This is a genomic window from Mesorhizobium sp. M0778, assembly GCF_040320105.1.
GTDB lineage: Bacteria > Pseudomonadota > Alphaproteobacteria > Rhizobiales > Rhizobiaceae > Mesorhizobium.
Window position 1 is genome coordinate 286,807 of the sequence record NZ_JAMYPA010000002.1, and the last position, 12,826, is coordinate 299,632.

The window sequence follows — 12,826 nt, forward strand, 5'->3', positions numbered from 1 at the left end:
TCGTTTGAAGAGCAAGGCCAGCGGCGCTCTAATCGGTGCTCAAAGGAGTGCTGCCATGATCCAGTTTCTCAACATCCTGAGCGATGTCGTGCGGATCGCGACATTTCAATGGCATGACGAGAAACCGCATGGCGACTGGTGCGAGGGGAGGCCGCCGACCAGCGTCGCCGCATGTCGGAAGCCGACGCCCGACCGGTACCCGGTTCGCCGTTCGAGGCAGTGACGGGATTGCCGGAACGGCATTGCGTTCCCGGCCCGATGCGCACATCTATCCTGAAGGGAAACGCGACGCGGAGACTGTGGTGGTCGGCCAACATCGGCATGCGCACGGCGCCAGGCCGATTCGACAAGGACGCAACTGGCCCGGCCCGTGGCGCAAGACGCCGGGCCGCGTCTTCGGCACGTCGCTCGTCCGGCTCTACCAGCTGACGCTGTCCGGCTTTGTGGGCAATTCCTGCCGGCATCTGCCGACCTGTTCCGAATACGCGCACGAAGCGATCGCCCGGCATGGACTATGGGCCGGCGGCTGGATGGGATTCTTTCGCGTGCTGCGCTGCGGGCCGTTAGGGACGCATGGCATCGACCGCGTGCCCGAAACCCTGGCTGAGCGCTATGTCTGGTTTGCGCCGTGGCGGTACTGGCGGATCGGGAAAAAACGTGGCGACCTAGACAGTTGACCGCAACTGTTCGTTACACAACCGCACCGCTGTTTACGATCTGGTAGGGTTAACCGCAGCTTGCGCGGACATAGCGCATTTAAGACAAAATCGAGACAAGACGCCTCGCTAAGCCGCTCCTGATACCCTTCAGGAGAGATTGCCAAATGCGCCGGATAGATCGTCTTCCCTTCGTTTTCGCCGTGGTTCTCTATGTCCTGGCGTGGCTGTTGGGCTTTCCGATCCGTGCGCAATCGGCGCCTCTCGGGGACGTCGAATGCACGCTGATCGTCGACGCCGCGAGCGGCGAGACGCTGTACCGGCAAGGGGTTTGCGATCAGCGCGTCAGCCCCGCCTCGACATTCAAGATTCCGCTGGCGCTGATCGGCTATGACGCCGGAATCCTGGGCGACGAGCATACACCGAATTGGGAGTACAAAGCGGAGTTCAACGCGCCGAAACGGGACCGCAAGACCGTCGACCCGACGATCTGGGAAAGGGATTCGGTCCTTTGGTTCTCACGCGAGATCACGCGCCGGCTCGGCAGCAAACAGTTTGCCGGCTATGTGTCCAGATTGGACTATGGCAACACCGACGTCTCCGGCAATTCCGGCAAGAATGACGGCCTCACCCATTCCTGGGTGAATTCTTCGCTCGAGATATCGCCGGTCGAGCAGGTCGATTTCCTGCGCAAGCTGCTGGCGCGGAATCTGCCGGTCTCGGACAAGGCCCATGCGATGACCAATGCGATTGTCCCGACCTTCCGGGCGGGCGGCTGGACGGTGCAGGGCAAGACCGGGACGACCAGGCTTGGCGACGATGCCGACAAGCGCTCGCTTGGCTGGTTTGTTGGCTGGGCGCAGAAGCATGCTCGCAAGATCGTCTTTGCCTGCCTCGTAGTCGATACGAAACGTTCCGACACGCCGAAGGGGCTCAAGACGCGGGCGATGTTCCTGAAAGAGCTGTCGAATCTCCTCGGGTGACCTAAATCCGGCTTTACGGCGCCGAAAACTGCCCATAAAAGACCGCTCGCCGCCGGACGCATCCGGCTCTTACTTGATGTAAGTCGCAACCCCAAAATCGCTACGCAGTTTTGGGCGACGTGCATTTTACCACCCGCGCTCGTTTGCGGGACTGGATAGGAGAATTTAATGCTGAATTCCGTTTCCCTGACATTTCCCGATGGCTCCGTCCGCGACTACGACGCGGCGATGACCGGCGCCGGCCTGGCGGAATCGATCTCGAAGTCGCTGGCCAAGAAGGCCGTTGCCTACAGCATCGACGGCACGTTGCGCGACCTTTCCGACCCGATCGGCAAATCAGGCAAGCTCGAAATCATCACCCGCGAGGATCCGCGTGCGCTGGAGCTCATCCGCCATGATGCCGCGCACGTGCTCGCCGAAGCCGTGCAGGAACTTTGGCCGGGAACGCAGGTGACCATCGGGCCGGTGATCGAGAACGGATTCTACTACGACTTCGCCCGCAACGAGCCGTTCACGCCCGACGATTTCCCGGTGATCGAGAAGAAGATGCGCGAGATCATTGCGCGCAACAAGCCGTTCACCAAAGAGGTGTGGTCGCGTGAAAAGGCGAAAAGGATCTTTGCCGACAAGGGCGAGCGCTACAAGCTCGAGCTGATCGACGCCATCGCCGAGGATCAGGATCTCAAGATCTATGCGCAGGGCGACTGGTTCGACCTTTGCCGCGGTCCGCACATGGCCTCGACCGGCCAGATCGGCAACGCCTTCAAGCTGATGAAGGTCGCCGGCGCCTATTGGCGCGGCGATAGCAACAACCCGATGCTGACGCGCATCTACGGCACGGCCTGGGCCGACCAGGCGCAGCTCGAAGCCTATCAGACGATGCTGGAGGAAGCCGAGAAGCGCGACCACAGGAAGCTCGGCCGTGAGATGGACCTGTTCCATTTCCAGGAGGAGGGCCCCGGGGTCGTGTTCTGGCACGCCAAGGGCTGGAGGATGTTCCAGAACCTGGTCAATTACATGCGCCGCCGCCTGGACGAGCAGGGCTACCAGGAGGTCAACGCGCCGCAGGTGCTCGACAAGAGCCTGTGGGAGACCTCAGGCCACTGGGGCTGGTACCGGGACAACATGTTCAAGGTGACGGTCGCCGGCGACGACACCGACGACGACCGGGTGTTTGCGCTGAAGCCGATGAACTGCCCCGGCCACGTCCAAATCTTCAAACACGGGCTGAAGTCCTACCGCGATCTGCCGGTAAAACTTGCGGAATTCGGCAATGTGCATCGCTATGAGCCGTCCGGCGCACTGCACGGGCTGATGCGGGTGCGCGGCTTTACCCAGGACGATGCCCACATCTTCTGCACCGAGGAACAGCTCGCCGACGAGTGCATCAAGATCAACGACCTGATCCTGTCGACCTATGCCGATTTCGGCTTCGACGAAATCACGGTCAAGCTGGCGACCCGCCCCGAAAAACGGGTCGGCACCGACGCGATGTGGGATCACGCCGAGGGCGTGCTGCAGGACGTGCTCGACAAGATCGCGGCGCGGTCGGGCAACCGGATCAAGACGGGCGTAAATCCGGGCGAGGGCACGTTCTACGGGCCGAAGTTCGAATATGTGCTGAAGGACGCCATCGGCCGCGACTGGCAATGCGGCACCACGCAGGTCGACTTCAACCTGCCGGAACGGTTCGGCGCCTTCTACATCGGCTCCGATTCGGAAAAGAAGCAGCCGGTGATGGTGCATCGCGCCATCTGCGGTTCGATGGAGCGTTTTCTCGGCATCCTGATCGAGAATTATTCCGGCCATTTCCCGCTCTGGTTCGCGCCGCTGCAGGTGGTGGTGGCGACGATCACTTCCGATGCCGACGATTACGCGCGAAAAGTCGTTGCGCAGCTGAAGGCGGCCGGGCTGATCGCCGAAACCGACCTGCGCAACGAGAAGATCAACTACAAGGTCCGCGAGCACAGCCTTGCCAAGGTGCCGGTCATCGTCGTTTGCGGCAAGCGCGAGGCTGAGGAAGAAACGGTCAATGTCCGCCGTCTCGGGTCGCGCGACCAGGAATCGCTTGGCCTCGCGGCCGCCGTGAAACTGCTTTCCGACGAGGCGGTGACACCCGACCGCAAGCGCCGCGCGGCCTGAGCCGGCCAATCAGCAACGAAATGGCGGTGGATCGCTCCACCGCCATTTTCATATGCTTGTCACGCCAATTGTGTAGCGAGCCCCATGCTCAAGCTGAAGATGCGCGAAAGACCGTTTCCCGAGCTCTCCTATGCCGGTCCGCATCAGCCGGCGCTGACGCGCTGGTTCATCCACTCGGTCGAAGGCCTGTCGGGACGTGATCGCTTCGCCGCACTCTATGATTTCTGGCGCCGGCAAGTGGTGCCGAACGGCGAGCGCGTGTTCGGCCGCATGCTGGAGCTGATCGACGTCCGGGTGCGGACCGCCGGTCAATGGCCGCCGGCAAACCTGCCCGACACGCCGCTGGTGATTGTTGCCAACCATCCGTTCGGCATCGGCGACGGTATTGCCGTGTTGTCGCTGGCGGAGCAGCTCGGCCGACCGTTCCGCGTCATGATCCACAAGGATCTGCTCAAGATCCGCGAGATGGAGCCCTATTCGCTGCCGATCGACTTTTCCGAGACCAAGGACGCGCTGAAGAACAACATGGCGGTCCGCCATGAAGCGGTGCGGCTGCTCAAGGAGGGCGTCACCATCGTCGTCTTTCCGGCGGGAGGTGTCGCCACCGCGCCGAAGGGGTTTGGCCGGGCACGCGATCTGCCGTGGAAGGTGTTTCCGGCCCGTCTCGTTCAGGACGCAAAGGCGTCGGTCATCCCATTGCATTTTTCGGGCCAGAACGGCCGGCTGTTCCATCTGGTCAGCGGACCGATGAACATGGCCGAACGCGACGGGCGTGTGGCGAAATTCGTCGGCAAGGCCTCGCTGACACTGCGCACATCGCTGCTCATCCGTGAATTTGCGCGGCTCTCCGGCAAATCGATCGACGTGCGCGTCGGCGACGTGCTGGGGTGGGACGAACTGGAGCCGCTGCGAGACCGCAAGGCCTTGCTCGACCGCCTTCAGCGCGGCGTCTTCGATCTGGCGCCGGCCGAGACGACTGGCCGCGTGCCGTTGCTGGCGCGACGCATGCGCAAAGCAGCCTAGAGGGGGCGCGGCTTAGTCGGCGCCTTCCTCGGAATCGATGGCCGAAGCTTCGGTTGCCAGGACTTCGATGTCCTGATTGTGTCCGGCCACCACCGTAAAATCCTTCTGGTAGATGCGGTCGCGGTTTTTGGCGATGATGGTGTAGTCGCCCTCGGCCAGCACCATCGAGGCAAAGGCGCCGACGGTCTCCTTGATCGGGTCGCCGGACTCGTTCAGCAGCGACCAGGAGGTGTCGGCGATCGCCTCGCCGCCCGGCTCGCGCACCAGCTTCATGGTCATCTCGGCGGCACGATGCTCGACCGTCGCTTCGGTCAGCTTGCCGGCCTCGACGCGGATGTCGGAGCGGATGACCGCGTTCACAGCGCCATAGGTCGAAACAACGTGGTAGGTGCCGGCATTGAGCCGCACGACGCTGTTCGGCTCGACATCGGGTATGATCAGCGCGCGATCGCCATCGGCCGCGGCGTGGCTCTCATAAATCGAGAAGCGCAGCTTCTTCGGCGGTATGCGCACCCCTCCCGACAGCACGGCATCAAGCTTGAGGCCGCCGGCATCGAGCACGAGGCTCTCACGCTTGGCTTCCTTGCCGACGGTGATGCGCTTGGTGGCGCCGGCCCGCCCGTAGGAGGCATGGACCAGATAGGAACCCGGCTCGAGCTGGAATACGGCGGTGCCGCCATGAGCGGAGGCGACCATCGGCAGCTTGCCGTCGCTGGCCGATTCGGGCTTGAAGACGCGCCAGACGATGCCGCGCGTGATGTCGGCACCCTTGTCGGTCAATTGCGCCGACAGCGTGATCGCCCCGCTGCTGCCCAATGCCAGCGATGTCTCGCTTTTCGGAGGCGCATAGCCCGAAATTCCGGGAAGTTTCAGATCACTGAGGCCGTCTACATTCTGGGCGGCGGCAAGCGAAACCGGCACCATCAACAGTGCGGCAGCGAGCCATATCAGGAAAAGACGCAATGTCCCCTCAAACATGCCTTGCGTTGAAGCCCAATGCGGTGGCAATTTCAAGGCTTAAGAGTCCGGTCGGCTTCTGCTAGAGGGCTCTTTGTCCGGCGCGTCGCGCCAATGCCCCGAGCCGCCCGATATCCCGATGGCGCGCTTCAGCTCAAATTCCAGGAGACTTGCGCCCATGGCGTCGCCGATCATCGATTTTCTGCTGACCCGAAATTCCGCGCCGATCCCGGATTTGAAAGAGCCGGCACCGGGCGATGCGGAGATCGCGACGATGATCGCCGCCGCCTCGCGGGTGCCGGATCATGGCCGGCTGGAGCCTTGGCGTTTCATCCTCTATCGCGGCGAGGCTCGCGTCGAGATCGGCAAAAAGCTGGCAGCACTTGCCGAACAGCGCGAAGGGCCGTTGCCGGAAGGCCGCCGCAACCAGGAATTGGCACGCTTTTCGCGGGCGCCGCTGGTCATCGGCGTGATCTCGATCCCCAGGGAAAATCCAAAGATCCCGCAATGGGAGATGTTCCTGTCCGGCGGCATGGCGGCGATGAACCTGATGCTTGCCGCCAATGCACTGGGCTACGGCACCAACATGATCAGCAACTGGTATTCCGACGTGCCAGAGGGCAGGGCGATCCTCGGTCTGGCGCCGCATGAGCGGGTCGTCGGTTTTGTCCATATCGGCTCCTATCAGGGGCCGGCACCGGAGCGGCCACGCCCCGATCCGGCAAAGCTCTATGCCGACTATTCGGGGCCGTGGGTGGGGTAATTTTCGACGCGGGGCAGACCCTAAGCGTCAAGCCCAGCTGCCCTGGCTCGAGCCAGGAGCCGCTCGGCGAGCTTGAGATGCGGCCGGTCGTACATCTTGCCGTCGATGCCGACGACGCCGGGGTTTCCCGCCGCCTTGAATGCCTCGACGATCGCCCGGGCGCTTTTCACCGCTTGCGCCGAAGGCGTGAAGGCGGCGTTGATGACCGGCACCTGCGCCGGATGGATCGCCATCTTGCCGGTGAAGCCGTCGCGCTCGGCCTGGGCGCATTCGGCCTCGAAGCCGGCCATGTCGCGAAAATCCGGAAAGACTGTGTCGATCGCCGCGACTTCCGCGGCACTCGCGGCAAGCAGGGTCATGGTGCGGGCGAAGCGGAATACATCCGTGTAGCGGCCATTCGCGTCGCGCGTCGAGCGCGCGCCGATTGCCGCCGACAGATCTTCCGCGCCCCAGGTGACGCCGACAAGCCGCGCGCTTGCCTTGGCGTAGGTCGCGGCGGCCAGAACGCCGGCGGCCGTTTCTGTGATGATCGGCAGGATTTTTATCGCGCCATCCGGCAGGCCGCTTTCAGCTTCGTGCACCCTGAGCTTGGCCGAGAGATGCTGGACATCCAGTCCGCTGTTCGACTTAGGCAGCATGATGCCGTCGGGCTTCACTGGCACGAGCGCCGCCAGATCGTCGTCGGTCAGTCCGGTCGAAAGGTCATTGACGCGCACATAGATCGCGGAGTTGGTTCGGTGCCTGTGCCCGGCGAGGAAACGCGCCGCTGTGTCGCGCGCCAGCCCCTTGTTTTGCGAGGCAATCGAATCCTCGAGATCGACGATGACCATGTCGGCGCCCACGCCAAAGCCCTTTTGCAGCTTCTTTTCCGAATCGCCGGGAACGAAGAGCAGGGAACGCATCGGCTATGCCTTTTTCATCATCATGGCTTGCCTCGTGCATCTGGCAACCAGCACGTCGCTCTGGTTATAGGCGCGGTGCTCGAACTCGACGATACCGCGGTCCTGTTTCGACCTGGATTCGCGCACCGAGACGACAGTGGTCTCGACGCGAATCGTGTCGCCATGGAAGACGGGATGTGGAAACACCGTCTCCCTCATGCCGAGATTAGCGATGGTGGTGCCGACGGTGATATCGTTGACCGAGATGCCGATCATCAGGCCAAGCGTGAACAGCGAATTGACCAGCGGCTTGCCCCATTCGCTCTTGGCGGCGAAGTCGAAATCGATGTGCAGCGGCTGCGGGTTCAGCGTCATCACCGAAAACAGCATATTGTCGCTTTCGGTCACGGTTTTGCGCAGCGTGTGCTTGAACACTTGGCCGACAGCGAACTCCTCAAGATAAAGCCCGGCCATGGTCGATCTCCTCCGCTGCTTAAGGGTTGATAGGCGTTGCATATCGCGCCCGCAAGCCAGTTAACGAACATGGTGAACCGTTCGTAAACCATTTGTGCCTACGGTCCCGACAGGCGCCAGAAGCGTTCTGGCAAAGGGCGTAAGCAGGCGACATGGTCGTTTCGCATTTCCTGAAATGGATCCACACGGCAAAGGTGTCGGAGCGTGCTGCGGCGGCAAGCGCGCTGGCTCGCGCCTATGTCGACTCGGACCTGCCTTTCGAGGACCGCTGCGCTGCCGAGGCGGCGCTGACGTTGCTGCTCGATGACGCATCGTCGAAGGTGCGGCTGGCGATCGCCGATGCGCTTTCTCTGAGCCATCATGCGCCGCCGCAGATCGTCAGCGCGCTGGCTTCGGACCAGCCCGAGGTGGCCGCTTTGGTACTGGCGCGCTCGCCGCTGCTTACCGATTCCGACCTGATTGATCGGGTTGCCGGCGGCCAGAAAGCGACGCAGAAGGTGATCGCCGACCGGCCGCGCGTCTCGATGTCGGTTGCGGCAGCGATCGCCGAGGTCGGTGAGCCGGAAGCCTGCACCACGCTGCTCGCCAATAGCGGCGCCGACATCGCATCCGTCAGCTTTCGCCGCATGGCCGAGCGTCACGGCCATCTGCCTCTGGTGCGCGAGGCGCTGATCGCCGACACCCGGCTGCCCGCCGACTGCCGGCATATGCTGCTGGTCAAGCTAGGGGAGATGCTCAAGGGGTCGCCATTGGTGCTGGCGCTGATGGGCGCCGCCAGGGCCGAGCGCATCACGCGCGATGCTTGCGTCAAGGCTTCGGTGACGCTGATCGAAGGCACGCGGGCGGAGGAACATACCGCACTTGTCGAACATCTGCGCCTGCGCGGCGACCTGACCGCAAGCTTCGTCATCCGCACCATCGCGCACGGCAAGGTCGACTTCTTTGGCTCGGCGCTGGTCGCGCTCAGCCAGCAGTCCGAACAACGGGTGAGGGCACTGCTGGCCGGCGGGCATGACATAGCGTTGCAGGCACTGTTCCGCAGCGCCGGGCTTGCCGCTGCCACCCACGCCATCATCCTGCGCGCGCTGAAGGTCTGGCGTGAGGTCGCCAATGGCAAACGCCTCGCCGGCGTCCAGGAAGTCAGTTGGCTGATGCTGAAGGAATTGGGCGGACAGTCCGCCGAAGGCGATCTCGCCGGGCTGGTCAGATCGATCCATCTCGACGCGCTGCGCGAGAACGCACGCGGGCACGCGCTGGCGATCGCGGCTGCCTAAAGCAATTCCAGGAAAAGTGTGAAACGGTTTTCCGACTTGCGTCAAAATAAAAAACTGAGCGGTTCGGCGTTTCCGTGAAACGCTGAACCGTTCCAGGCCTCATCCTTCGCCAAAAATCCGGAAAAGTCTTGCGCACAGTGACAGCCGCCGTCCGCGGCTCGCCTAGCAGAAGACGCTCAGATATCCAGCACTTCCGTCGCGGCGAATTCCGCGCGTTCCTGGATGAAGCGGAAGCGGGCCTCGGGCTTGGTGCCCATAAGTGCGTCGACCGCATCCTTGGTCGCCGCCTCGGCGTCGATGACGTCCACCCTGAGCAGCGTGCGCTTTCTCGGGTCCATGGTGGTTTCTTTGAGCTGGGCGGCCATCATTTCGCCCAGCCCCTTGAAGCGGCCGATTTCGACTTTGCCGCGCCCGGTGAATTCGGTGCGCAGAAGTTCGTCCTTGTGCGCATCGTCGCGGGCATAGGCAACCTTGCCGCCTTGCCGGATCGAGTAGAGCGGCGGCACCGCCAGATAGAGATGGCCGCCGCGGACCAGGCTCGGCATCTCCTGGTAGAAGAAGGTGATCAGCAGCGAAGCGATATGGGCGCCATCGACGTCGGCGTCGGTCATGATGATGACCCGGTCGTAACGCAGGTCCTCGTCGCGGTATCTCGAGCGCGTGCCGCAGCCCAAGGCCTGGATCAGGTCGGCTATCTGCTGGTTGCCGGCCAGCTTGTCGTTGCCGGCGCTGGCGACGTTGAGGATCTTGCCGCGGAGCGGCAGCACCGCCTGGCTGGCGCGGTCGCGCGCCTGCTTCGCCGAGCCACCGGCCGAATCGCCCTCGACGATGAAGAGCTCGGCGCCGGCCGCTGCATTCTGCGTGCAATCGGCGAGCTTGCCGGGCAGGCGCAGCTTGCGCACGGCGCTCTTGCGCGACACTTCCTTTTCCTGGCGGCGGCGCACCCGCTCGTCGGCACGCGCGATCACCCATTCGAGCAGTTTCGAAGCTTCCTGCGGATTGTCGGCCAGCCAGTGGTCGAACGGGTCGCGGATGGCGCTTTCGACGATGCGAATGGCCTCGATCGTCGCCAGCCTGTCCTTGGTCTGGCCGACGAATTCCGGTTCGCGGATGAACACCGACAGCATGCCCGCCGCCGAGATCATCACATCTTCGGATGTGACGATCGAAGCGCGCTTGTTGCCGACCAGGTCGGCATAGGCGCGCAAGCCGCGCGTCAGAACGTTGCGGAAGCCGGCCTCATGCGTGCCGCCTTCCGCGGTCGGAATGGTGTTGCAATAGGAATTTATAAAGCCGTCGCCGCCGAACCAGGTCACCGCCCATTCGAGCGAACCGTGGCCGCCCTGCTTCTCGCTCTTGCCGGCGAACATTTCACGGGTCACCTGGAATTCGTCGCCGAGCGAGGCTTTCAGATAGTCCTTGAGGCCGCCCGGAAAATGGAATTCTGCCTTGGCCGGCGTCGTGTCCTTTTCCTTGATCAGCGAGGGATCGCAGGTCCAGCGGATTTCGACACCGCCGAACAGATAGGCTTTTGACCGCGCCATGCGGTAGAGCCGCGCCGGCTCGAACGCAGCACCCTTGCCGAAAATCTGCTCGTCTGGATGGAAGCGGATCTTCGTGCCGCGCCGGTTGTGCACCTCGCCGAGCTGCTCCAGGCCGGTCACCGGAACGCCTCGCGAGAAGCGCTGGCGATAGAGCTTGCGCCCAATCGCAACCTCGACCTCGAGATGGTCGGACAGCGCGTTGACCACGGAAACGCCGACACCGTGCAGGCCTCCCGAGGTCTCGTAGACCTTGCTGTCGAACTTGCCGCCTGAATGCAGCGTGGTCATGATGAGTTCGAGCGCCGGCTTCTTGAATTTCGGGTGCGGATCGACCGGAATGCCGCGGCCGTTGTCGGTTACAGACAGGTATCCGTCGGCGGAAAGCTCGACATCGATGAAGGTAGCATGGCCGGCGACCGCCTCGTCCATCGAATTGTCGATGACCTCGGCGAACAGATGGTGCATCGCCTTGTCGTCGGTGCCGCCAATGTACATGCCCGGGCGGCGGCGCACCGGCTCCAGCCCCTCCAGCACCTCGATATCGGCGGCACTATAGCTCTCGCTGGCATCGCGGGGCGCCGGCCGCTTCGCCGCCTGCACCAGCGGGTCGGCCGGGCGCGCGGCGCGAGCCGGTTGCGGCTGCTTGCCCAAATTGCCGAAAAGATCGTTATTGTCGTCCATGCCGGTCCTGGATTCCGATGCTGCGAATCACCACCCGATACTGCCACGCTTTTTGCGGGCAGGCGACGGAGGTTCCTGTTACGTTCGAGGATAGAGCCTCTTACTGCAAAACCATTCGACAACCAAGCGGCGGAAATGGGGTCGAAGCTTGGAGCATCGACGCTTTGTAAACCTTGTCCGAAGGTTACGCCGCAAGGTTGGCTGAAAAACGATATCCGCGGACTGTCGCTGACCTAGAATGCAGCGAAACCCTCAAGAGGCTGTCGCTTAAGCATGTTGGATTACAGTTCGCTCCTGCTCGCAGCGGCGCTGTCGGGCACGTGCCTCAGCATCACCATGTTTGCGATCTGGTTCACCGCGCCACAGGCACGCTTTGTGCTGACGGTGGCGTGCGGCATTCTCGTGCTCGTCGCACATGTGGTCTTGTTTTGGCATTACACAAGAGATCCAAGCCCCTGGCTTTGCCAGATCGTGCTTGCTCTTCTCAGCCTCGGCTTCCTGATTATCTGCCTGTCGGCCATGCAATATCTCAGCATGCGCGACTATAGGCGCGCCATCTTGCCGACCTTGGCTGCGATGGCTGTTTGCGCGGGCGCGACGTATCTCGGGTTTGATGGTGTCGGCTTCATTGTCACCTACGCGACGGTAACGGCGCTACTCTCGCTTATCGGGGCGATGTTCTGGATTGAGGGTGGTCATGATCGCCGGATATTGCTGGTCGTATCGTTCCTGAGCGGCGTCTGTGCGCTGTCGTTCGGACTTTGCGGCGCGGTCCTGCTGGTCAAGGGCCAGTGGGTGCTCGGCGTAGCACCGGACAATTGGGCCGAGCGGGTGAATTCCGTCGTAGCCGTCGCCTGCATGACCGGGCTTGGCGCATTAACGCTCTCCCTGCACCATTTGCAGGCGCAGATCGAATTGAAGGCCGAGACGATGACCGATCCATTGACCGGGCTGATGAACCGGCGGGCGTTAACGGCACTCTACGGCGAGCGGGTCTTCGGTCCGTTTATGTCCGTCGCCATGTTCGACCTCGACCATTTCAAAAGGACGAACGACGTATTCGGTCATCCGGTCGGCGACCAGGTCCTGCGCCGCTTTGCCGCCGTCATCAGGAAATACGCCAGAACCGGCGTCGACGCCTTCCGGCTGGGCGGCGAGGAATTCGTGCTCGTCATGTCGCGGATGACGGAAGAAAAGGCCTATGACATTGCGAGCAAGATCAGCGTCGCCTTCGGTACGGAAGTCGTGGCCACCCAGCTTGGTCCGTTGCGAAGCACAGTCAGCGGCGGCATCGGCTTTGGTGGGACGAGCGGCACCGGTCTCGATGATGTGCTGGCCGAAGCCGACGCCGCGCTCTATGCGGCAAAGCGCGCCGGGCGAAATCGCGTCATCGCCCGGGACAGGGCGAGCAAGGCCGACGGGCCGGCCTTGCGTTCTGCCTGATTGAG

At 62.8% G+C, this 12,826-nt stretch carries 12 protein-coding genes; 8 read left to right on the plus strand and 4 right to left on the minus strand.

The window, feature by feature from the left end; all coding sequences use genetic code 11:
- Window positions 1-55 precede the first annotated feature (55 nt).
- The 5 genes from NKI22_RS05160 to NKI22_RS05180 all read left to right on the plus strand — a co-directional run bounded on the left by NKI22_RS05160 (window position 56) and on the right by NKI22_RS05180 (window position 4,804).
- Window positions 56-223 (plus strand): hypothetical protein, encoded by a 168-nt coding sequence (locus NKI22_RS05160; protein ID WP_352482166.1) that lies wholly within the window; start codon window positions 56-58, stop codon window positions 221-223.
- Between the two features lie 79 nt (window positions 224-302).
- Window positions 303-677, plus strand: coding sequence for a membrane protein insertion efficiency factor YidD (gene yidD, locus NKI22_RS05165; protein WP_031194332.1), 375 nt, complete (start codon window positions 303-305; stop codon window positions 675-677).
- A 146-nt stretch (window positions 678-823) separates the two neighbouring features.
- The gene (blaOXA, locus tag NKI22_RS05170) at window positions 824-1,639 is read left to right on the plus strand and encodes a class D beta-lactamase (protein WP_352640621.1); all 816 of its coding nucleotides are present in this window, start codon (window positions 824-826) and stop codon (window positions 1,637-1,639) included.
- Window positions 1,640-1,807: 168 nt separating this feature from the next.
- Window positions 1,808-3,781: a threonine--tRNA ligase gene (gene thrS / locus NKI22_RS05175; RefSeq protein WP_023720142.1), complete on the plus strand. Its 1,974-nt coding sequence runs from the start codon at window positions 1,808-1,810 to the stop codon at window positions 3,779-3,781.
- 84 nt (window positions 3,782-3,865) lie between these two features.
- Window positions 3,866-4,804, plus strand: coding sequence for a lysophospholipid acyltransferase family protein (locus tag NKI22_RS05180; RefSeq protein WP_352640623.1), 939 nt, complete (start codon window positions 3,866-3,868; stop codon window positions 4,802-4,804).
- 12 nt (window positions 4,805-4,816) lie between these two features.
- Here the strand turns inward: NKI22_RS05180 and NKI22_RS05185 are convergent, their stop codons facing one another.
- Complete coding sequence (locus tag NKI22_RS05185; protein WP_023720140.1) at window positions 4,817-5,782, minus strand: RgsD C-terminal domain-containing protein; 966 nt, start codon at window positions 5,780-5,782, stop codon at window positions 4,817-4,819.
- 157 nt (window positions 5,783-5,939) lie between these two features.
- On the opposite strand from NKI22_RS05185, the gene NKI22_RS05190 reads away from it, so the two are divergent.
- Window positions 5,940-6,524 carry a nitroreductase family protein gene (locus tag NKI22_RS05190; RefSeq protein WP_352640625.1) on the plus strand — a complete coding sequence of 195 codons (585 nt, stop codon included), beginning with the start codon at window positions 5,940-5,942 and terminating at the stop codon, window positions 6,522-6,524.
- Between the two features lie 20 nt (window positions 6,525-6,544).
- On the opposite strand, the gene NKI22_RS05195 is transcribed toward NKI22_RS05190, so the two are convergent.
- Together NKI22_RS05195 and NKI22_RS05200 are read right to left on the minus strand one after the other, a co-directional pair.
- Entirely contained in the window at window positions 6,545-7,426 is an 882-nt protein-coding gene (locus NKI22_RS05195) for an HpcH/HpaI aldolase/citrate lyase family protein (RefSeq protein ID WP_352640627.1), read from the minus strand.
- 3 nt (window positions 7,427-7,429) lie between these two features.
- Entirely contained in the window at window positions 7,430-7,921 is a 492-nt protein-coding gene (locus tag NKI22_RS05200) for a MaoC family dehydratase (RefSeq protein ID WP_352640629.1), read from the minus strand.
- A gap of 110 nt (window positions 7,922-8,031) precedes the next feature.
- On the opposite strand from NKI22_RS05200, the gene NKI22_RS05205 reads away from it, so the two are divergent.
- On the plus strand, window positions 8,032-9,153 hold the full coding sequence (locus NKI22_RS05205) for a DUF2336 domain-containing protein (protein WP_352640631.1): 1,122 nt from the start codon (window positions 8,032-8,034) through the stop codon (window positions 9,151-9,153).
- Window positions 9,154-9,329: 176 nt separating this feature from the next.
- On the opposite strand, the gene parE is transcribed toward NKI22_RS05205, so the two are convergent.
- Window positions 9,330-11,378, minus strand: a complete 2,049-nt coding sequence (gene parE / locus NKI22_RS05210; protein WP_352640633.1) for a DNA topoisomerase IV subunit B — start codon at window positions 11,376-11,378, stop codon at window positions 9,330-9,332.
- 273 nt (window positions 11,379-11,651) lie between these two features.
- On the opposite strand from parE, the gene NKI22_RS05215 reads away from it, so the two are divergent.
- Window positions 11,652-12,821, plus strand: a complete 1,170-nt coding sequence (locus tag NKI22_RS05215; protein ID WP_023720133.1) for a GGDEF domain-containing protein — start codon at window positions 11,652-11,654, stop codon at window positions 12,819-12,821.
- Window positions 12,822-12,826 lie beyond the last annotated feature (5 nt).